The organism is Candidatus Saccharibacteria bacterium oral taxon 488 (genome assembly GCA_010202645.1).
In the GTDB taxonomy this organism is placed as follows: Bacteria; Patescibacteriota; Saccharimonadia; order Saccharimonadales; family Saccharimonadaceae; genus Nanosynbacter.
Genome location: CP047920.1, coordinates 366,205 through 386,714, shown reverse-complemented (window position 1 = coordinate 386,714; position 20,510 = coordinate 366,205). Strand labels below are relative to the sequence as shown.

Below are 20,510 nucleotides of genomic sequence, written 5' to 3'. Positions count from 1 at the left end.
CCCGCACTTTGCGCTATAATACATAAGTATGAGTCAAGCACTGTACCGCAAATATCGCAGTCGCAGCTTGGACGAGGTGTTGGGGCAAGATCACGTGACCAACATTTTGCGCCGAGCACTGGAGCAGGGGAAAATCGCCCATGCGTATTTGCTGACGGGTCCGCGCGGTGTGGGAAAAACATCGGTGGCGCGCATTTTGGCACATGAGATTAATCAGCTGCCGTATGATGAGGAAGCCTCACACCTAGATATTATTGAGATTGACGCCGCCAGCAATAACGGCGTTGACGATATCCGCGCCCTGCGCGAAAAAGCCCAAGTCGCACCCGTTTCCGCGCCGAAAAAAATCTACATCATCGACGAAGTTCACATGCTATCCAAGCCTGCCTTTAACGCACTGTTAAAAACCTTGGAGGAGCCGCCAGCGCACGTAGTATTCATCCTGGCGACCACTGACGCTGACAAGTTGCCCGCTACCATCCTCAGCCGCGTCCAGCAATTTTTCTTTCGCCCCATCTCAGTCGACATCATGGCGCGCCAGCTGATGACTATTGCCGAGAAAGAAGGATTTACTATTGAGGTGGAGGCTGCTCGGCTGATCGCTGAGCGTTCGCGCGGCGGGTTTCGCGACGGCATTAGTATGCTCGACCAATTATCAGCATTAGCCAGCGCTGATAAACCGCTAAGCGCGTCGGACGTTGCCCAGTACCTGGGGCTGAGCGCTACTGAGACGCTGGAGAGCCTGCTGGAATTGTATCAGCAGCACGACGCGCCTGAGGCGCTGAACCTGCTGGGCGAGCTAGAGAAGACTGGCACTGATCCGGTCGTTCTGTCGCACCAACTACTGTCGCTGCTGCGAGCGCGCTTACATCAGCGGCCAGAGTTAATTACATTGGTCAAGCAGCTAATTGAGGTTGATCGCCATCCACATCCGGATTTGAAATTATTGACGATATTTATGGATGGTGCTGGAGGTGTAGTTCATAAATCGTCCGAGGCCGCACCCACGTCGACCGCTAGCTTAAAAGCCGCGATCAAACCGCCAGTAGCCACTCCAGAAGCGCCAGCAGAAAAACCGGAGCCACCAGTAGCCACTCCAGAAGCGCCAGCCCCAGCCGCTCAGCCGCCAGAAGATTCACCAAAAACCATCCCGAAACAGGAGCAAACTAACGACTCTGCGGATAAAACGGCAGCAAACGCCACCCTGGCAGGCAATCAACCGGCATCAAACAACCCACCAAGTACCGCCACAGACATCGACTGGGATAAAATCATCGCCCTCGCCAAAGAGCAGTCGTTCGCTATTGCGACGTTGTTGCAACAGTGCAGTTGGCAGCGAGATGGCAACACCTTGACCCTGTACGCCGGCAATGCCTTTACCAAAAAGAAATTGGATGATGCGAAAAATCGCCCGCTTATTGCGACAATTGTGCAACAAGTCGCCGGCACTGAACTGGATATTGCGACAATCGGACAAAAAGCCCCGCCCAAAGACGCCGAGCTTGCGAAGATTGCCGAGCTGATGGGCGGCGGCGAAGAAGTTAACCTGGAGGAATTATCATGAGCGAAAAAACCCAAACCGAAACCATAGCGGGCAAACTACCGCCGCAAAATCTGGACGCCGAAAAAAGCCTGCTCGGCGCGGTTCTCATCGACGAGGAAGTCCTGGCGGACGCTTCAGAAATCGTCAAACCGAACGACTTTTATGATAAAAACCACGGGCTGATTTTCGCCGGTATGATGCGGCTATTTGAGAAGCACAAGCCGGTTGACCTCTTGACCTTGACTGATGAGCTGAAGCGCAAGGACGAGCTGGAACTCATCGGCGGCTCGGCGTATTTGACAGAACTCACCAACTACGTGCCGACAGCAGCGCACGCGGCGGCGTACGCCGAAATGGTGGCACAAACAGCGGTGCGGCGGCGCTTGATCAAGGCCAGCAGCGGCATCACCGAACTCGGCTATGACGAATCGACGACCACCCAGGAATTATTAGAAAAAGCCGAGGCCGAACTATTCAGCGTCTCCGACCAGTCATTGAAACAGGATTTGGTCAGTCTGGAAAGTATCTTGACCGATAGTTTTGACCGCATCGAGGAGCTTCACCGCAACAAGGGCAGTCTGCGCGGCATGCGGACTGGCTACCGCGATCTAGACACTATGACGGCGGGGCTGCAAAAGTCAGATTTGATTATCCTGGCGGCGCGGCCAGCTATGGGTAAGACGACGCTGGTGACTAACTTGGCGTACAATGTGGCGACGATCGAGAAAAAGCCGGTGCTGTTTTTCAGCCTGGAGATGAGTAAGGAACAGCTGACCGACCGCATGCTGGCGGATGCGGCCGGCGTTGATAGCTGGAATATTCGTACCGGTAATCTAAGCGGCGATGATTTTGAGAAATTATCCGAGGCCATGGGCGAGATGGCAGAAGCGCCGATTTACATCGATGACACGCCGGGCCTCAGCATTCTGGAGATGCGCACCAAGGCTCGCCGCCTAGCACATGAAGGCGAGATTGGCCTGATCATCGTCGACTACCTGCAGCTGATGCAGGCCACCAACAATCACAACGGCAACCGTGTCCAGGAAGTGTCGGAAATTTCCCGCGGCCTGAAGTTGATCGCCCGCGAGCTCAACGTGCCGCTAATCGCTCTGAGTCAGCTGAGCCGTTCGGTCGAGTCGCGGACGCCGCCAATTCCACAGCTAGCCGACCTGCGCGAGTCCGGTTCCATTGAGCAGGACGCCGACATCGTCAGCTTTATTTACCGCCCAGGTTACTACGAACCGGACAATCCGGAAGTCCAAAACATCACTGATCTGATCATCGCCAAGCACCGTAACGGCCCGGTCGGCAAGATTCAGCTGTACTTCCATCCAGAGCGCCTGCGTTTTATGAGCCTTGATCGCAAGCATGACTAGAATTGTGCTATAATCAATAGCAATGAAAAAGCACAAACTTGCCGACTCGGCTGTCTATCGCTGGCGCTATTGGCTAGGCTATATGGCGCTGGTTGTGCTATTTTGTGCGGCTATCACCGCCGCTAGCTTGTATGCTCCGGGCGGCGTAACTGAAGCAGAGATCGAGGCGCTTGGCACCACGAATGCTATCTCACCGAGTCACCTCGGCTCGCTCGCCCAAACTAACTTACCATTCCACCTCTTGCAGCGCGGTCTGTTCAGTTTATTTGGCGTCACCATCTACACTATCAAGCTGCCGTCGCTCATCCTGTCGTTCATCGCCGCCGTCGCTGTGTTTTTCCTGCTGCGGCGCTGGTTCAAGCCTAATGTCACCATCCTGTCGCTCGTCATCATGACGGTCACTGGCCAGCTGATCTTCTTTGCCCAAAGCTTCACGCCGCACATTCTCTACATCACCTACGCTGCGCTCATCCTCCTCTTTGCCAGCCTAATCGTTCAGCGGGCTAAGGGCTCGGCCTTGTGGCGGCTGCTACTAGCAGCCACGGTCGGTCTGAGCCTGTTTACGCCGTATTTTTGGTATATTCATCTGACGCTGCTTCTAGTAGCGCTGATCCACCCGCACACCCGCTACGCGCTACTCGCCAAGCGCAATCGCTTCAAGTGGCTGCCAGCGATCATCGTTCTCGCGCTCACGAGCGCGCCGGCAATTTTCCTCGCCGCGACGCATCACGATCTACTCAAGTCACTGATTGGTATTCACAGCCTCAGCTGGGCGCTGGTCGATAATTTGCGGTTGCTGCTGTATCATTATTTCTGGGTTAAGCCGACCGTTATCGGTGGTCAGATCGCACCAGTGCTCGACTTTTCGGCGCTGTTTCTGATCGTGCTTGGCATTTTCAAAACCATCCAGCACCACCACACCGCGCGTTCATACATGATCGGCGTCTGGCTGCTACTAAGTTTACCGCTGCTGGTGCTGCAGCCATCAATGACCAGCATTATTATCTTGCCACTATTTATCCTGCTGGCGGTTGGCGTCGAGGCGCTGCTCAATCAATGGTATTCGCTGTTCCCACGCAATCCTTATGCCCGCATCACTGGCTTATTGATGCTGATGGCGCTCATCGGTGTGATGGTGCTCTCGGGCCTCGACCGCTTTACCAATGGGTATCGCCATTTCTCGGGCGCGGTACATGAATTTAGCACCGACTTGCCACTGCTACAAAAAGCCATCGCCGGCAGGCAAAACGTTGTTCTCGTCGCTAACCCGCACGAGGCGCCGCTCTACGAAACCGTCGCTCGTTATAGCAAGCACAAACTCACCGTCAATCAACCAACCACGGAGGGCGCTACACTCGTCATCACCCGCGCTGAACAAATGGCGCACCCGAACACTGACGGCTGGACACTCGAGCGCATCGTCACCAATAGCCACGCCGAGCGGGCCGATCGCTTTTACCTCTACAAATTGGCGAAAAAATAGCGTATAATGAAAAGGTAAATTCAAGGAGGAATTAATAATTATGGCGTTTGACCAAGTCAAGATGTTGCAGCAACTGCGCAAGGCCCAAAAACAACTCGGTAAAGAAATCATTGAAGTAGAAGCCGGCGACGGTGCGGTGATTGTCCAGATCACCGGCGAGCTAAAAATTAAGTCGATCAAGATTAATCCAAAGATGGTTGACCTCGATAATATCGAGCAGCTGGAGCACTGGATTCAGATCGCAATTCGCGACGGTCTAGCCAAAGCACAGGAAGTTGCTGCCGAGACGATGAAACCGCTGATGGGCGGGCTAGGCAACTTGCCGTTCTAATGAAACCGACGATTTTGCCGGCGGCGCTGACGACGCTAATTGATGAATTTGGCGGGCTGCCCGGTGTCGGGCCGCGAACTGCTGAGCGCTATGCCTATGCCGTACTTCGGCGTGACGCCAGGCGAGCTGAGCAGCTAGCGCGGGCGCTGGATCGGCTGCATACACGCGTCAAAACCTGTCCGGTCACGTTCGCCTTGATTGATCATGATCAAGAGGTGTCGCCGCTATATCAAGACGAGTCGCGCAATCGACGCTTGATTTGCGTGGTTGAAGAGCCGCTGGACATCGTGGCGCTGGAGCGGACGGGGCAGTATAGCGGCACCTATCACGTGCTGGGCGGCGCGATTTCGCCAATTGATGGCATCGGCCCGGAGCAGCTGCACATCCCCGAGCTCATTGCGCGGATCAAGCACGATGACGCCGAAGAACTGATCATCGCCACCAACGCGTCGGTCGAGGGTGAGTCAACCGCGCTCTTTTTGCAGCGCTACCTCCAGGAGGCCGGCCTCACCATCACCATCTCGCGCCTCGCCCGCGGCATCCCCGTCGGCGTCGACCTCGAATACGCCGACCAAATCACGCTGACGCACGCGCTGGAGGGGCGGCGGAAGCTGTAGATTGCCCGAGCCTCACAAAAGACATGCGCGGTAAGTAGTACACTACTGAAACTCCCATCTGCTATAATAAGACTATGTTTGACACCGCCGAGCAACTCATCCAACCCGCCAACAATATCGTCATCATCCAAGCCGAGAATCCTGATGGCGATAGCCTGGGTTCTAGCTTGGCGCTGGAGGAGGTGCTGAGTGATTTGGATAAAACCGTGACGCTATATTGCCCAGTCGATATCCCCAAATATCTGCGCTACATCCGCGGCTGGGACCGGGTGGTTGGCGATTTTCCAGCCCACGCCGACCTAGCCATCATCGTTGATACCAGCGCTGACATTTTGCTCAGCAAGGTCCTGGAAACGCCGGGCGTACGACACTTTTTGGAAACACACCCAGTCTTGGTCGTCGATCACCACACCGCCGAGTCAACCCTGAGCTTTGAGCACACCATGCTCTCTGACACCGTGGTGGCAACCGGGGAATTGCTCTACCAATTGTTCACCCACGCTGGCTGGACTATCAACCAGCAAGCGGCGGAGAATTTGCTAATCGCCATCATGTCTGACAGCCTGGGTCTCACCACGCCAAATACCACCGCGTCAACCTTTCACGTGGCTGGTGAATTGACCAAACTCGGCGCTTCCAACGCCGAGATCGAAGAACGGCGGCGCGAATTTATGAAAAAATCGCCGGAGATTTTGGCATACAAAGGCAAGCTAATTAAGCGAATCGAATACTTGCTCGACGGGCAGTTGGCGCTGGTACACGTGCCATTTGAAGAAATTCAAGCCTACAGCGACGCCTATAACCCCGGCGCGCTGATCGGCGACGAACTGCGGTTGGTCGAGGGCGTAGCGCTTTCCTGCGTCATTAAAACCTACCCTGACGGCAAACTGACGGCCCGCCTGCGCGGCAACTTACCGATCGCCGACACCGTGGCTGGCTACTTCGGCGGCGGCGGTCATCCGTACGCGGCTGGTTTTCGCGTGTACGAGGAATATGACGAAGTCGTGCGGGAATTGGTGACGGCGGTGGATAAGGCTTTGCGAGAAGCGGAGCAAAACTAGTCATTCCTTATGAACATGCCACAAAACTATCCACTTTTCTTGCTATAATTACGGTTACCATATGAACAATTATTCAAATATCCTCTTCCCAGAAATAATCAACAAAGCATTCCCAATTCTCGACGGCGCATCATATATTCGCCAGCTGGCGTCGCTTGTGCCACTCTGTCCCGACACGGCGTTTCATTTGTTTGACGATAAAAATGGAGGCTTTTTCGCGCTAGTAATGACAGATTATCCTGATCCGTTTTATCAGAGCGAGGAGTTGAAGCAGATTTCTGGCGAATATGAGTTTGAGTTCGCTTACCTCATCAAGCCATACGCCAACAACCAGCATATTGAAATTCGTCCGAACGACGATATCGATAACAGCTTTTTCGTTTCAGGCCCGGAGAGCTATTATCGGTATTATCTGGCGGCGACCAAGCAAAAGCTGGATCAGTGATTTTCGCATACATAGCGCGGAAAGCGGCCACCGATAGCGAATGCGAGCCATCATTGCTACCCAAATTTATTTATAATCATAACAGAGGTGAGAGAAATATTACACCACATTTTTGACAAAATCCATTGACATTTTATTCTATTAGTGATATATATAAATCACGAAATAATCTTACATGATATAAACAGCGACTACCTCTGTTAGTTAAATCTATCAACCATGAATCGACTTCGCGTCGATTCTTTTTTATTTGACGTAAAAATGAGGCTAGAAATCCTGTACGTTCAGCGTTTGTAGCTTCATTGAAACGTCAGAGCGGGTTTTTAGAGATTTGAGTAACAGCTGGTCAGAAATTAGAGACAGCGGACTACAAACCGCTTAAAACACGACAGAGACGAGATATCTAACAGTACGAGAGTGACTGCGAGCACTCTTGTACGTAAAACGAAAGGAGCTGAAAAATGGCAGCGAAAAACAAACAGATCAAAAAAATCATTAGCTGGGTAGTTGGGTTACCGGCCGCAATAATCGCAATGAGCGAGCCAACAGACTTGCGCCTGTGGTGGGTGCAGTTCGCGGCAATCGCGGTACTGGCGGTCGTGCTGTTTCTCAACGGCGTGTTCAACGAAACTATCCAAGAATTAAAATCGCGAAAGGAGATTTGGCGATGAAGATACACGTAAACGTGATGCCGTCACCAGTTCAGCTGGTGACGGTACATAAGCGCGAGCCACTCGATAGAGTTATTGACAGACTGCGCGAGTTGGACGACCACGATTTTGACAAGTCGGTAAAAGTAGCGAAGTGGCTACGGATTTTTGATAAAGGTATGAAGTGGATTGAGGGAAAGTTTTATGGACGAAAATAGTTTGTTTGAGAAGTTAGAAAACCTAATCGATCCGACATTTCTCGACCGAGCTTTGGCGGGGGAGGCGTAAGTGGCAGACGCTTACTATAGCCGACCAGAGTGGTCATATTCGTCAATGAAGTTGATTCTCGACCACGGCATCGATTATGCAGTTGCCGCTAAACGTGGAGACCTGCCAGACCTAGACAGCAAAGCTATCGACTTAGGACAGCTAGTGCATATGCTGGTGCTCGGCGGTGAAGACCAATTCGCTATCAGCCCATTTGAAAACTTCTACTCGAAAGAATCCAAGGTGTGGCGTGATGAGCAGAAAGCTGCTGGTAAACACATCATCACTTTAGGCATGTTCAAGGCTGCTGATCAGATTTTGAAAAATATCGAGAATCACCTGTTGGCGAAGCAATACATTTTTGCCAAAGGCGCCACCTTTGAGCACGAAATGTACGCTCGCACCGCCGATGGCGTAGACATGAAAGGCAAGGCTGACGTACTGATTCGCACTAATGAATCGGCGATGATAACCGACCTGAAAACTACCGCAAAGTTCGACAAGTTTTTCAAAACTGCGCAGTCAATGCACTACGATTTGCAGTCAGCGGTTTACACGCTAGTGACGGCGTCAAGCTTAGAGCTAGACCCGGCGCTAGTCAAGTTTGCCTACTGCGTGGTTGAAACCGTCGCACCATACCGCGTGCAATTCATGATTGCCGGCATCGACTTTGTCGAAGCTGGTGAACGCAAGCTGCGTACATGTGTTGACGAGATCATAAAGTTTGGCGACAGCGAGCCGAATTTCCTCATCGAGGAGGTGAGGGAACTGGGCGACTGGAGCCTGTAAAAGAAAGGAGAATATGAAAGTCTTTAATAGTTTAGATCCGACCGAAAAACCATCAATTCTGATGGTTGTCTACGGCGAGGGCGGCGTTGGTAAAACAACGTTCGCAGCCACCGCACCGCGACCGATTATCGCTGACTGCGAGAACGGTAGCAAATACTTCGGACTTCGCGGCATCGCGGCCGACGTGGCGCTGATTGAAAAATGGGACGATATGCAGGAGTTCATGCAAATTGCACTCACTGAAGACTACGACACGGTAATCATCGACCCGATTGGCGAGCTGATGGAGAAGTTGATCGCCTACATGCGAAATAGAGCCGACAGCAAACTGGTCCAGCGTGACGGCAACCCGACCATGGCCGGCTGGGGCTGGCTGAAATCGACCATGCGGAACTTCCTGAAAACCATGCGCGACAGCGGCAAGCATATTGTCATCGTGGCTCACGTTCAAGAGAAAGACGATGATGGCCGAGTTATTAAACGTCCGATGGTCGCCACAAGGCTATCTGAGGAACTGGTCAACCTGGTGGATATCGTCGGTTACATGACGACGATAAATGACACCGAGACTGGCGACACTAAGCGCCTGATCATCGTTGATCCAGCCAGCGACAAGTACGTCGCCAAAGACCGCACTGGCCGGCTAGGACGCTACATCGAGCCAGACTTCACGAAAATCGTCGATGGAGTAAGAGGCGACGCTGAGTACGCGTGGATTGCACCGGCGCCGACATTGGCAAGCCGAGAGCAGATTGAAGCGGCTGCCAAACCAACCATTCCAAGCTCACGCGTCGAGATGACTGACGCTCGCCTTGGTAAATCTGAAGCAGACAGGAAGTAAAGGAGGAATATGTCACAACTACAAGAATACGTCGATTCGCAGGTTGCTACGATATCGCCGTTCAAAATCAAATCTCAAGAGCTTTTGGAGCAAGCCAAAGCCAAAGAAATCACTGATGACGCAACCGCTAAAGAAGCAGTGGCAATCCGCAAGCTGATCACCTCGCACCGCACCGAAGTCAAGAACGCACGGTTAGCGATCACTCGCAACTTTGACAGCGTCAAATCGCAATTTATCGACGCTGAAAAAGATGTACTCGCGCCAGCTGAAGAGGCGTTGGAGAACATCAGCCAAAAGATTCTAGCCTACCAGGAGGAACAGGAGCGGCTAGCAGAAGAGGAAGCGGCACGCGTTGACGCTATCTGTGCAAAATTTGACACCAATGCTAAATCATTACGTAGCCAAAAGGCTTGCGACGAAAAGGGTACTGAACTGAAGCAAATCTTTGCTGAGTTACCTGAAGCTGATCAGAACCATGCTGAAATCAAGCTGGCATTCACTAAATCCATCAACGAGTTGTTGACACGTAAAGACGAACTGACGACCGCTGAACGTGACGAAGCTGAAGCAGCCAAGCTGGCGGCACAGCGTAAACGCGAACAGGAGATTGCTGAGGCTGAAGCGGCCAAAGCTGCTAAAGCACAGCAGCCAGCCGTCAAATCTGGTATTAAAACCAAGACAGTATTCACGGTCACCAACCCTGAATTAGTGCCACGATACCTTTGCGAGCCGAGCGACAAGCTAATCCGCGAAGCTATCGCCAATGGATTACGTGAAATCCCAGGCGTGGAGATTCGCGAAGAAAAGAGTTTCTAAATATGGCAGCAATCAACACAGTAACTCTAATCGGCCGCGTCGTCCGAGACATTGAAATTAAAACGACGAACAGCGGCAAGTCCGTAGCCTCATTCGCACTAGCGGTTGACGGCTACGGCAAAGATGCTGACGCTAGCTTTATCGATTGCGTTGCCTGGAATAAAGCAGCCGAACTACTGGCAGAGTACGCGCCGAAAGGTAAGCAAATTGGCATAACTGGCAGATTACAAACCAGAATCTGGGAGAAAGATGATATCAAACGTAAAGCGGCTGAAGTCATCATCGATCAGTTCCAGCTTTTGAGCGACGCTAAAGGTGGTAGCAATACCGCACCAGCCACAGAACGATATGCCGAGGAGGACACTAAATCAGCAAATACAACAACTAAACAAGCGGCGAAAGCTACCGAGGACGTTGACCTCGACACGCCGATTGATTTAAGCGAAATACCATTTTAAGGAAAGGAGAATCATGGCAGGAACGGAAGCGGGCGGTAAGAAAGCCGCCGCGACAATTCTCGCGAAAAACCCAAACTTCTACCGTGAAATCGGCAGAAAGGGTGGATCGAGATCAAGAGGCAGCAAAACAGGCTTTGCACTCAATCGGGAAGCAGCTCGGATTTGCGGCCGAATCAGCAAACGCCGACCTAAGCAGGATGACGAGCTAGCTGAATTTGAAAAAACCGCACCGTACGGCAGATGTAGCATGTGCAATTTGGCACTCATTAAATCTGACGCTGAGCGAAAAGACTATCCAGACATGCACGAAAACTGCATGTATGAGAGGTTTGGAGATTAACAAATGGTAAGATCTACAATTCCACATACGGTCTGGATTGACAAGCAGGCGTATAGATTGGTCAATGCTGACATTGATGGTAGACGATTCAATCTTCGGTACGAGAGCATACCTGAACTAGGCAAAAGCGAGTTTGAATTTACTATTGGATTTGAAACATTTTATTCACCCAGCGACAAAGATGTTGAGGAAGAGTTTACCAAACGTCTTGAGTTGCTTGGCGGCACGATCGAGAGGCCAAATGACTAAAAAAGCACTTCGCAAAAAGCAGCGCCGTAAGCGCAAGAAACTGGAGGCTACGTAATGTCTCTGATGAATTGCGCATTCACGGTTCGCTGGAGCGACGACAAGAATAAGCCGCACGCGAAAACCTACGCTACCGAAGCCGACGCTAAGCGAGCCAAGAAATGGTTGCTGGAGCACGGCGTTCGGAGCGTAGACATTGCGGTCAAGATAAATAATAAGTCAGCCGGCAGCTTGAAAGACGATAAGCCATCTGAGACTGAGGCTGGGCAGAAAGGATTTTGGTGGGAGAAGTGAGCAGTATCGTTTCGCTAACCAAGCAGCAGATCGCTGTATATAAAATAGCACAGAAGCCAACGCCGCAGAATAAGGTTCTGGAGAATGTCAGACTGGAGGTTGTCGAGCAGGAGAAGGGTATATACAAAGCCACGCTCATCGCTACAGACGGCTATAAGCTGATCCGCCGCGAAGTTGACGCCGAGCCTGGTGCGAAAGCCTGCTCAATGAATATCCCGCAGAGCGTTCTCGTTGCCGCTGATAAAGTCATGAAGACTGACTTTGACCGAGCGTATGTTTACGACGGCAAAATTATTGTTCGCACAAATCCGTACGGCGAAATGGTGCCGATCGATGAGAGTTTTCCGATCAAGGCTGAGATTCCATTTCAAGAGCAAACCGAGCTGCGTTTCCCGGAGACACGCCCGTTCGTCGAGCAAAAAAGTTCAGAGGCGTTTCCGGTAAAGTCGGTTGTGGTAAATCCTAAATTGCTTATCGAGGCACTACGACAGTTCAAGCAGAGCGACGGCATGATGGGTGGCGTTACGATCCATGTTGGCAAGCGTGACGAGCCGATTTTGATAAAGTCCTCGCCAGATTATGCCTGGGATGGAAACGAGATTGTGGCTGGCGTTGCACCGATAAAATCTGACGATGCATAAAATGGGGGATAAATATGATACCTAAAATCGAATATTGAAAGTAAACCAAAATACACGATTTCGTGTAGATAAGGAAGATTATGGACAGCTTACCAACAGGTGACAAAATGGAGAACTTTATTATAGCCTTTGACGTTGATGGAACTTTGATTAGTAACATCAACGAAAACATCACACAGGAGCGGCGAGTGCATGGTCAGGCTTATCCATTTGATGCAGCAAATACTCAGGTAGTAGAGTTTCTTATTCTTTGTTCCCGTATATTCAAAAACGTAAAGGTGGTTGTCTGGAGCAGCTGTTGGATGTCAAGCATTCATCCTGCCGTTTGACAAGCTGATTGTTATTCCGCCAAAAACGCAAGAACAATCGAACGATTGAGAGGTTTATGACTGAAGTGGAACGCTTGACTGCTTGATAAAACAGTCAAAGCATTTTATAGCTAGGCGCTGGTGAGATTGAGCGGTTGGGAGGCCGCGATTGCCAGCGCCTAATCTGTATATTTCATAGGTAGAGGAGGGATAACAAACATGGTCAAATGGCTAAAAATTGACAGACAAGACAAGACAAGGCGACGCCGTCAAGAGATCGGGCAGGTCGCCATTTATTATATTTCAAAACAGGCAATTATTATTGGTGACGAGCGAAAATGCAAGCCGTTGTCGCACTACATTCTCTTGCAGTCTTGGCAAGACCGAAACAAGAAACCATACCAAAATATGCTGCGCAAGTTGATGAACACGAAAGATTTGACTTTCATGCAGGCACAGCTCATCGCAAATAGTTACGGCGTGCACATCTCGGCCGTTTCCGAACAGTCCATACCAAAAGAACTACGCGTCAATCTCTAGAATTATAATCATGAAAGACGACTTCAAATCATGTCCTAAATGCGGCCGAAAATATAAGCGGCAAGACAACTATGATATTCACGTAGCCAGTTGCAATCGTACGTCACCGTCAACTCACGGCGGTGCCAGGAAGGGCAGTGGCGGAGTCAAGGGCAAAAAGACTCAAAAGGTTCTTGACCGCATGAAAGAGAAGCAGCGGATTTTAGACCGAATCACCAGAAACGCTGACAAGCTGTATGAAGCACAGTTTCGGCTGGCGACAGGCGTGCAGCTGCTGTTCGTTATAAAGACCGACCGCAAGGGCAATCGGTTACCGGCAGAGCAAGTTACCGACCCTGAGACTATTGCGGCATTTCTCGATGGTGAGCTTGATGGAGTGGACGACGAGTATTATTTCATTGCTACGCAGAAGCCTGACAACAAAGCCATCAAGGATATGTTAGACCGAGCGTTTGGCAAGCCAGTTGACCATGTCGACCTGGATGTCAACGTTCGCGAGAAGCAACCGCCAAAGATAGTATCGACCATCAAGCCGCGTAAAACGAAAGGCGAGTAGTTCATGTCGCTAGAATTGAAGCCAAAGCAGCAGAGCGTTGTCGATATTATTAACGATTGCCCCGAAGTCGATACTATTTATCTGATTGGTGCGGTAGGTACTGGCAAGACAGACATTGCGGCGAGCGTCGGCATCGATATTTGCGACACATTCGAGAAGACGTATTGGACAGTGTTTCGTAAGAATATTAGCACTGCGAAGCGGTCGGTAATTCCGTCGTATCTGACAATGCTCGACCGCAAAAACTTCAAAGAGGGTGAGGACTACACATACAACGGCCAAGATTATGAAATTAAGTTCCCAAACGGCTCAAAGATTGGCTTTGTGGAGGCGGACGAGACGAAAGACAGGAATGGGCAGAAGATTAAAGGTATCAATGCCAGTGCTAGTCATATTGACGAGGCTGACGAATTGTCTCTGACGATGTTTACCACAGCTAGATCCCGTAAGGGCCGCCGCAACACCAACGGGCAGCCGAGCATCGCTATTATCACTCTAAATCCAAATGATGTTGAGCACATTAAAGAGGTGTACATGCGTTGGAAATACGGCGGGAATGGTAAATATGAGCCGCTACCGCCAAATATTCGTGTGGTCGAGTTTGATTTGTCGGATTCATGGCAGATGCAATCAGATATTGATGCTATGATGACCAACCCGACTTGGTGGGTTGAACGGTACCTGAAAAACAACTGGGAATACCAGGACGAGAGCAAGACGATATTCCGCTCGAGCATCTTTGCCAAGGCTATCGTTAAAAGTTACGAATCAGGCCGCAAGACAACCGGGTATGACGTGGCACGTGATGGAATTGATCGTAGCGTTGCGGTAGATTGGGAAAACCTAACGCTAATTGACGGCATTATCACCAAAGACTCGAACGAGCAGATAGAGACTGGCAAACAAGCTGAGTGGCTGATTGAACATTCAGATAATTTCGCTATCGGTTACGAGAATATTGCAGTTGACGGGGTGGGTGTTGGCGTTGGTGTTATCGATGGAGGCAAAGACCGGGGTGCTGAGTTTGCGGTGTTTAAGTCTGGCTTTTCGCCTGACCCATTCCTGACATTCGGCGACGAACCAAAGAGCCGAGAGGACGCCGAACATTCACAGGAGCTGATGGCGTTTAACAATTTACGGTCGCAGGTGGCATACATGCTGGCAATGGGACTAGACAGCGGCAAGGTGAAAATCCTCGAGAGCTTTCCATTCCTCAATGAGTTTATTAAAGAGGCACAGATGCACCACCATGAGTACAAAGACAAGGTGTTCGTGTTGGAATCCAAGGAATCAATCAAGAAGCGACTAGGCAAATCGCCTGACATATTCGATTCGGTATTGATGGGCTTTTGGCTGCAGTTGCGGCATGAAGTGGTGATGGAGTGGGCTGGGATTATGTAATCCGTATATTTACAGTTAGAGGACTATATGAAATTGAAAGACTTTTTGCGCAAATTAAAGTTTCAAAAGCCAGACAGGGATACTGTCATTGAGGCGTGGATAGGACTGCTGATGTTTGTCGGCGTGCCGTTTTGTATTTGGCTATATTATGGCGGCAAGGTCGCCACAGTGGTATTTGTCGGCGTACAGCTGATATTTTGGTCGGTTTATCTATACAGGAGTAATAAGTAGATGGGAATTATCAAGACAGCTATGGACTAAGGGTGAGCGACGCGTGAGTGGCGTTGACCCCGCTTTTCAGAGATTATCAATGTTCGATCATTACCGAGCCAGCAGTTACGCGACGGCTTATCCTAATATTCGCACGATTGCCAATAAATACATGACGGTGCGGCCGTTTGCTATCAATGGCAATGGAGAACAGATTGATCATTGTATTATTGACGCGCTATACCATCCGAACAAGTCCGACAGTTCCGTGGCGTTTGCTGAAAAGATAGCTGTCTCGACATTGTCCTTGCGGAAGACCTACATTTTGGTTTGGAGCAACTACGGTGGCGTGGCAAAGCCTGGCGGTGATTTTATGGGGCAGAGCGGTAGGAATATTGCCGGCTTTACGTTCCTGGAGTTTCCGCGAGTTGCGCGAGTTGGCGGCAAGACAACATACACAGTCGGCACGCAGACGTTTACTGAAGATGAGGTGCTGGTGTTGCCTGGCGGTGTTGATCCAAACGACCTGTACGCTGGGTATTCGCCATCTGAGGCCTCGCGCCGCTGGGCGACACTCGACGACTACATTGCCGACTTCCAGGCTGGCTTTTTCGAGAACGGGGCAGTACCGGCTGGGCAGTTTATCATTACTGCACCAACTCGGCAGGCGTTTCAAGAGAGCGTGCAATGTTGCAAGACGCTCATCGCGGAGCTGGTAGTAATAACAATGTCACCTACACACACCGACCGGTTGACTCCAAGACCGGCAAGCCGTCGACCACAGCGGCCGTTGAGTGGGTGCCGTTCTCGCAACCAAACAAAGATATTGACTTCGAGAACTTATTTAAGCAAGTAGACAGGCGTATTGATACGTCGTTCGGCGTGTCGGCAATCATGAAAGGCATTGACGACACAGCTACATATGCTAATGCACAGGTGTCCAAGCAGGTGTTTGCTGAGAATGTCGTTGATCCATTACTGTTACGCAACTACACACAGCTGACGCACGAGCTGAACCGAATCACCGGCGGCATGGGCGTGGCCATTACCTACGAGTTCGCTATTCCTCAGGTTGTCGACGAGGTCAAAGTGCAGGCTGAAGCTGACGATATTCGTATCAATAGCATTCTGAAGCTGGAGGCGGCAGGCTATAGCACCGAGAGCATCATTGACGCGCTAAAGCTACCTAATAATTTCAAGCTATTGCGTAAGGGCAACTACAAACCGCCAGAAATTGAGAATGATAAGCCAGATGTTGACGAGGGCGATGAAGTGGCGGACGCACCTGATCGCCGCAAGGTTGGCAATATGGGACTCGAGGAGAAGCGAACAGCACCAGCCCAAAAGCATCAGCCGACAAGCAGCCACAGACGCTCGATGATTTCGAGCAGCTGATTTATGATGCAACGACAGAGTTTATGCAGAAACAGGTTGATCGAGCTATCGCTGAGTCTCGTCAGGTGGCTGAAAACAGTACCGAGGAAGACGACGAGCAGAACGAGTTTGCCGAGGCACTGCTACTGATCATCGTGGCGTTGATGATAGTTCAAGGTGCGATTTACTTTGAGACGGCAAGCAACTATTGATAGATAACGGCGTATCCACTGCTGGATTAACTGGCTTTGTGGTAGCGGCATCGACACAGGAAGCCTACCGAGGCTATCTACTAAATGTGGCACGCTCATACGCTGATGACACAGCCGCCTCAATCCGCCGCGTGCTTGATCATGCGGCATCTCATGGCTGGGCACAGTCTGAACTGGAGGAGAAGCTGCGAGGCATTATGAAGACCGACGAGTGGCGAGTGCAGCGAATGGCTCGCACTGAGATATCACGAGCTGATGCATTGTCGAGTGTTGAGGCGATGAAGCAAGTGCAAAACCAAACGGGAACACTGATCGAGAAAGCGATGGAAAGTGAGACTGGTAAGCCGTGTGAGTTTTGTGCACGCTAATCGATAAATGGGTGGCAGTCGATGAGCCAATTTTGAATCTGAATGAAGCAATCATTGGCAGGGACGCGGCATATTCATCAACAACTTTGCGCAGAATGACGGCTACGACGTACATCCGAACGGCATTGCCACCCGAAATACCGCGTCGTCAAGGCATATCTCAACGCCGAGCGGCGAATCATCGATGACGAGATGGCTGATTTAGATTTGCGGTGCGAGGAGTGCGGCCGCTACCTAAATATCAAGGGCGTCACGCAGATGATTGCACAGGTGCGTTGTAGTAACGCGAAGTGTAAACACGTCAACAATATCAAGATTGTCAATGCTGCTCGACAGACGATCAGGTGCGTTATGAGTTCGATAAATCGTAATCTGTAGTCTTAGAAATAAGACGAGAGCAAAACGCTCAAATTGGACGGGCAAGCAGGAGTCGAAGCATTAACTTTAACAAGGAAAAAAGCATGAAGTTTTGGAAGTGGAGCAATTCCGTTTCATCGAATAATCAAGAGCTTATACTTGACGGGCCTATCGCGAGCGATACCTGGTGGGGCGACGAAGTCACACCCGACCTATTTCGCGAAAATCGGCAGAGAGGTGAATGAATTATTGAGTAAAATAATATCAGCCACCCGCCGCGACGCCGGAGCGCCCGCATACATCGCCACGCCGAGGTCGGATTTTTTCAGCGCCAGCGCATCGTTGACGCCGTCGCCGACCATGCCAGTGAACTTGCCGGACTGCTTGAAATGAGCGATCAGCCGCTCTTTTTGCTCTGGCAGCACGCGGGCAAAAATTGTATGTTCATCAGCGGCCTTATTGAAGGCTTTGTCGCTGAGACCGCTAGCGCCGAGCCGAGGATGGCCTTGTCTGGATTATCGATGCCCGCCTGGCGCGCGATGTGCTGCACGGTGCGCGGATTGTCGCCGGAAATCACCCGAATGACCACGCCTTGCTCCTGGAGGAACTTGACCGTATCAATCACGCCGTCGCGCAGGGAATTACGCAAAATCACCGCTCCAATCGCCCGCCCAGAACCATCTGGCAAATCCTTTAATTTCGTCGTTTCATCATCAAACTCCGCCAGCATCAGCACCCTGAGGCCGCTGTCCGCCCACTCGTCCAGCTGGCGCTGGAGCATGCGTCAACCGGCGCTAGCTTGGCCACAAACTCCGGCGCCCCCATCATCAATGTCCGCACCGCGCCGTCGACCTTCGCCCGGACGCCCGCCATCTTGCGCGCCGAGGAAAGGCCATCACCTCGATGATGTCTGCGTGCTTGGGCGGCGTGATTTCCGCTAGAATCGCTTGCCCGGTAATATTGCCGCCTGGTTTCATGGGCAATGAGGCCGCCAGCTCGGCAACGTCCGAAGCAGCTTCAGATAGTTTTATCTCCGAAAATCTACGCGCTGGGCTGCCCGCGGCCGCTTGGGCTGCGGATTTTTCCGAAGTATCCGTGATCGAATTTGCCGATATCATCTCATCAAACGCCACCACCCGCTCCAGCGTCACCTCGTCGCTGGTCAGCGTGCCAGTCTTGTCCACCGCCAACAGATTGAGCAGCGCCATCGCCTCAATCGCCGCCAATTTCTGCGGCAACACCTTGGCCTGCGCCAGCCGCAGCGAGCCGAACGCCAGCAGCAGGGAACTAGCCAGCAGCAGCCCTCCGGCACACGTTACCGCCGCGAGGTAATCGTCTTGAGGATAATCACACATTATCGCCCGACAAATAATACACGGTAAAGATCAGCGCCGCCAACACAATCGCGCCGTATGTCAAGAAAGTGATCGCCGCAAATCGCCACCTGCAGCGGTGTCAATTCCGGTTTGTAGCGCTTGAGAACTTGGCTGATGGTGCCAGCTTTCGTCTGGTCGCCGACCGCCGTGACCCGCGCCGTACCTTCGCCCGCCAGCACCGTGGTTGCCGCCAGCACCGTATCACCAGCCGCTTTCTCGACCGCCGCCGACTCGCCAGTCAGCATGCTTTCATTGAGTTCCAAACCCTTCGACACCGTCACCTCTGCGTCCGCCGGCAGCTCATCACCGGCCCTGAGAATAATCTCATCGCCCACCACCAGCGAATCATACGGCACCTCCACCGCCTGGCCATCACGCAGCACCCGCGCCCTGGGCGCACTCATCAGCTCCAGCCGGTGCAGCACCCGCTTGGCACGAATTTCCTGAACGATGCCGATCAGCGAATTGACCACGATCACCACCGAAATAAACCAAGCATCGCGATACTCGCGCACATAAATCAGCGCCCCGGCCAGCAGGAAAATCGCCAGCACAATTGGCGACAGTAAATTTCTCTTGATAATATCCAGATAATCTCGCATTATATTGTTTCGCTCCTTTTGTAATGTAATCGCGCACCGACACGATAGCCGCCACGGGCGTCCGGGTCAAATTGGTATATTTCACCGCGCTTAACTTCTGATATGACGACCAGGGCTGGATTATACGGCACCAGCGTTCGATAATATATCAAGTCATCCGGCGAAGTGACATTCATCCCCGGAAAGACCGCCTGGAACTTCTCGGTCGCCACGTCGTCAAAGTAGTTCGGCTGGTGCTTTGGCGGCACGAACCGCTCTGGCCGCAAGCCCATTCGCCGCACCAACCGCTTGACATCGCCCAGCGTCATGATGGCCCGCGCTGTGATGTAAGCCAACAATTCGCCCGTCGCGTCAAGCACCACCGTCGCCTGCGCCGTGCGGCTGACATCGCTCATCGGTAGCACAACCGACTGGATTTTGACCGTCAGTCCAAACTGATTATCAATCAGCGCCGCGAGTGCCCGTTCATCGTGCATACCTACTATTTACCATTGTTACCAGCGCCTCCGCCAGCGTGCTACAATTAACTCATGGACTTTGACACGCGCTACGCCACGCTGAACGCCAATCAGCGCCAGGCGGTCGATTATATTCACGGCTCGCTCCTGGTGATCGCCGGGCCGGGCACGGGCAAGACCGAGCTGCTGAGCATGCGCACCGCCCAGATTTTGCGCCAGACCGACACGCTGCCGGACAGTATTTTGTGCCTGACATTTACCGAGAGCGGCGCCGCCAACATGCGCCAGCGCCTGCGCCAGATCATCGGCGAGGATGCGTATAAAATCGCCATTCACACCTTTCACAGCTTCGGCACGGAGATTATCAATCAGCACCGGGAATATTTTTTTCACGGCGCTGACGCTCAGCCAGCGGATGAATTGACGCAGCACCAAATCGTGACGGGGATTCTGGAGGGGCTTGATTGGCGTAATCCGCTGAGCGTTAAAAATAACAGCGAATTCGTCTACACAACGAGCTAATCCGAGTCATTTCCGAGTTCAAGCAGAG

General features: G+C 51.7%; 29 protein-coding genes and 1 pseudogene. 27 read left to right on the top strand and 3 right to left on the bottom strand.

Annotation, left to right across the window (positions count from 1 at the left end):
* Positions 1 to 28 precede the first annotated feature (28 nt).
* The 26 genes from dnaX (at position 29) to GWK77_01940 (ending at position 17,167) form a co-directional block, all read left to right on the top strand.
* Complete coding sequence (gene dnaX / locus GWK77_02065; GenBank protein QHU92957.1) at positions 29 to 1,564, top strand: DNA polymerase III subunit gamma/tau; 1,536 nt, start codon at positions 29 to 31, stop codon at positions 1,562 to 1,564.
* Positions 1,561 to 2,919, top strand: a complete 1,359-nt coding sequence (dnaB, locus tag GWK77_02060) for a replicative DNA helicase (GenBank protein ID QHU92956.1) — start codon at positions 1,561 to 1,563, stop codon at positions 2,917 to 2,919. Before dnaX ends, dnaB begins: the two co-directional genes overlap by 4 nt.
* Before the next feature lie 22 nt (positions 2,920 to 2,941).
* Positions 2,942 to 4,402: a hypothetical protein gene (locus GWK77_02055; GenBank protein ID QHU92955.1), complete on the top strand. Its 1,461-nt coding sequence runs from the start codon at positions 2,942 to 2,944 to the stop codon at positions 4,400 to 4,402.
* Between the two features lie 40 nt (positions 4,403 to 4,442).
* Positions 4,443 to 4,733 carry a YbaB/EbfC family nucleoid-associated protein gene (locus GWK77_02050; GenBank protein ID QHU92954.1) on the top strand — a complete coding sequence of 97 codons (291 nt, stop codon included), beginning with the start codon at positions 4,443 to 4,445 and terminating at the stop codon, positions 4,731 to 4,733.
* Positions 4,733 to 5,350 carry a recombination protein RecR gene (gene recR, locus GWK77_02045; GenBank protein ID QHU92953.1) on the top strand — a complete coding sequence of 206 codons (618 nt, stop codon included), beginning with the start codon at positions 4,733 to 4,735 and terminating at the stop codon, positions 5,348 to 5,350. The genes GWK77_02050 and recR overlap by 1 nt, the downstream gene beginning before the upstream one ends.
* 74 nt (positions 5,351 to 5,424) lie before the next feature.
* A complete protein-coding gene (locus tag GWK77_02040; protein QHU92952.1) occupies positions 5,425 to 6,411 on the top strand; it encodes a hypothetical protein in 987 nt (328 codons plus the stop codon).
* Positions 6,412 to 6,472: 61 nt separating this feature from the next.
* Complete coding sequence (locus GWK77_02035) at positions 6,473 to 6,856, top strand: hypothetical protein (protein QHU92951.1); 384 nt, start codon at positions 6,473 to 6,475, stop codon at positions 6,854 to 6,856.
* A gap of 461 nt (positions 6,857 to 7,317) precedes the next feature.
* Positions 7,318 to 7,527 carry a hypothetical protein gene (locus GWK77_02030; protein QHU92950.1) on the top strand — a complete coding sequence of 70 codons (210 nt, stop codon included), beginning with the start codon at positions 7,318 to 7,320 and terminating at the stop codon, positions 7,525 to 7,527.
* On the top strand, positions 7,524 to 7,724 hold the full coding sequence (locus tag GWK77_02025; protein ID QHU92949.1) for a hypothetical protein: 201 nt from the start codon (positions 7,524 to 7,526) through the stop codon (positions 7,722 to 7,724). The genes GWK77_02030 and GWK77_02025 overlap by 4 nt, the downstream gene beginning before the upstream one ends.
* Before the next feature lie 70 nt (positions 7,725 to 7,794).
* On the top strand, positions 7,795 to 8,562 hold the full coding sequence (locus GWK77_02020) for a hypothetical protein (protein QHU92948.1): 768 nt from the start codon (positions 7,795 to 7,797) through the stop codon (positions 8,560 to 8,562).
* Positions 8,563 to 8,575: 13 nt separating this feature from the next.
* Entirely contained in the window at positions 8,576 to 9,403 is an 828-nt protein-coding gene (locus tag GWK77_02015) for an AAA family ATPase (GenBank protein QHU92947.1), read from the top strand.
* Between the two features lie 9 nt (positions 9,404 to 9,412).
* Positions 9,413 to 10,219 (top strand): hypothetical protein, encoded by an 807-nt coding sequence (locus tag GWK77_02010; GenBank protein QHU92946.1) that lies wholly within the window; start codon positions 9,413 to 9,415, stop codon positions 10,217 to 10,219.
* 2 nt (positions 10,220 to 10,221) lie between these two features.
* Complete coding sequence (gene ssb / locus GWK77_02005) at positions 10,222 to 10,677, top strand: single-stranded DNA-binding protein (GenBank protein QHU92945.1); 456 nt, start codon at positions 10,222 to 10,224, stop codon at positions 10,675 to 10,677.
* A 13-nt stretch (positions 10,678 to 10,690) separates the two neighbouring features.
* A complete protein-coding gene (locus GWK77_02000) occupies positions 10,691 to 11,017 on the top strand; it encodes a hypothetical protein (GenBank protein QHU92944.1) in 327 nt (108 codons plus the stop codon).
* A gap of 3 nt (positions 11,018 to 11,020) precedes the next feature.
* Positions 11,021 to 11,266: a hypothetical protein gene (locus tag GWK77_01995; protein ID QHU92943.1), complete on the top strand. Its 246-nt coding sequence runs from the start codon at positions 11,021 to 11,023 to the stop codon at positions 11,264 to 11,266.
* 54 nt (positions 11,267 to 11,320) lie between these two features.
* Positions 11,321 to 11,557 carry a hypothetical protein gene (locus GWK77_01990; GenBank protein ID QHU92942.1) on the top strand — a complete coding sequence of 79 codons (237 nt, stop codon included), beginning with the start codon at positions 11,321 to 11,323 and terminating at the stop codon, positions 11,555 to 11,557.
* Positions 11,545 to 12,198, top strand: coding sequence for a hypothetical protein (locus tag GWK77_01985; protein QHU92941.1), 654 nt, complete (start codon positions 11,545 to 11,547; stop codon positions 12,196 to 12,198). Before GWK77_01990 ends, GWK77_01985 begins: the two co-directional genes overlap by 13 nt.
* Before the next feature lie 80 nt (positions 12,199 to 12,278).
* On the top strand, positions 12,279 to 12,527 hold the full coding sequence (locus GWK77_01980) for a hypothetical protein (GenBank protein QHU92940.1): 249 nt from the start codon (positions 12,279 to 12,281) through the stop codon (positions 12,525 to 12,527).
* Positions 12,528 to 12,725: 198 nt separating this feature from the next.
* A complete protein-coding gene (locus tag GWK77_01975) occupies positions 12,726 to 13,046 on the top strand; it encodes a hypothetical protein (protein QHU92939.1) in 321 nt (106 codons plus the stop codon).
* Positions 13,047 to 13,056: 10 nt separating this feature from the next.
* On the top strand, positions 13,057 to 13,602 hold the full coding sequence (locus GWK77_01970; GenBank protein ID QHU92938.1) for a hypothetical protein: 546 nt from the start codon (positions 13,057 to 13,059) through the stop codon (positions 13,600 to 13,602).
* A gap of 3 nt (positions 13,603 to 13,605) precedes the next feature.
* On the top strand, positions 13,606 to 15,003 hold the full coding sequence (locus tag GWK77_01965; protein QHU92937.1) for a hypothetical protein: 1,398 nt from the start codon (positions 13,606 to 13,608) through the stop codon (positions 15,001 to 15,003).
* Between the two features lie 27 nt (positions 15,004 to 15,030).
* The gene (locus tag GWK77_01960) at positions 15,031 to 15,234 is read left to right on the top strand and encodes a hypothetical protein (GenBank protein ID QHU92936.1); all 204 of its coding nucleotides are present in this window, start codon (positions 15,031 to 15,033) and stop codon (positions 15,232 to 15,234) included.
* A 79-nt stretch (positions 15,235 to 15,313) separates the two neighbouring features.
* A complete protein-coding gene (locus GWK77_01955; GenBank protein ID QHU92935.1) occupies positions 15,314 to 16,069 on the top strand; it encodes a phage portal protein in 756 nt (251 codons plus the stop codon).
* Positions 16,012 to 16,608, top strand: a complete 597-nt coding sequence (locus GWK77_01950) for a hypothetical protein (GenBank protein QHU92934.1) — start codon at positions 16,012 to 16,014, stop codon at positions 16,606 to 16,608. Before GWK77_01955 ends, GWK77_01950 begins: the two co-directional genes overlap by 58 nt.
* 23 nt (positions 16,609 to 16,631) lie before the next feature.
* On the top strand, positions 16,632 to 16,799 hold the full coding sequence (locus GWK77_01945; GenBank protein QHU92933.1) for a hypothetical protein: 168 nt from the start codon (positions 16,632 to 16,634) through the stop codon (positions 16,797 to 16,799).
* Between the two features lie 86 nt (positions 16,800 to 16,885).
* Positions 16,886 to 17,167, top strand: a complete 282-nt coding sequence (locus GWK77_01940; protein ID QHU92932.1) for a hypothetical protein — start codon at positions 16,886 to 16,888, stop codon at positions 17,165 to 17,167.
* A 569-nt stretch (positions 17,168 to 17,736) separates the two neighbouring features.
* On the opposite strand, the pseudogene GWK77_01935 reads toward GWK77_01940, so the two are convergent.
* The 3 genes and pseudogenes from GWK77_01935 to GWK77_01925 form a co-directional block, all read right to left on the bottom strand.
* A pseudogene (locus GWK77_01935) lies at positions 17,737 to 18,879 on the bottom strand (HAD-IC family P-type ATPase).
* Positions 18,879 to 19,502, bottom strand: a complete 624-nt coding sequence (locus tag GWK77_01930) for a hypothetical protein (protein ID QHU92931.1) — start codon at positions 19,500 to 19,502, stop codon at positions 18,879 to 18,881. Before GWK77_01930 ends, GWK77_01935 begins: the two are co-directional and overlap by 1 nt.
* A complete protein-coding gene (locus GWK77_01925) occupies positions 19,502 to 19,978 on the bottom strand; it encodes a hypothetical protein (GenBank protein ID QHU92930.1) in 477 nt (158 codons plus the stop codon). Before GWK77_01925 ends, GWK77_01930 begins: the two co-directional genes overlap by 1 nt.
* Positions 19,979 to 20,032: 54 nt before the next feature.
* On the opposite strand from GWK77_01925, the gene GWK77_01920 reads away from it, so the two are divergent.
* Positions 20,033 to 20,482 (top strand): UvrD-helicase domain-containing protein, encoded by a 450-nt coding sequence (locus GWK77_01920; GenBank protein QHU92929.1) that lies wholly within the window; start codon positions 20,033 to 20,035, stop codon positions 20,480 to 20,482.
* The last annotated feature ends 28 nt before the right edge of the window (positions 20,483 to 20,510 follow it).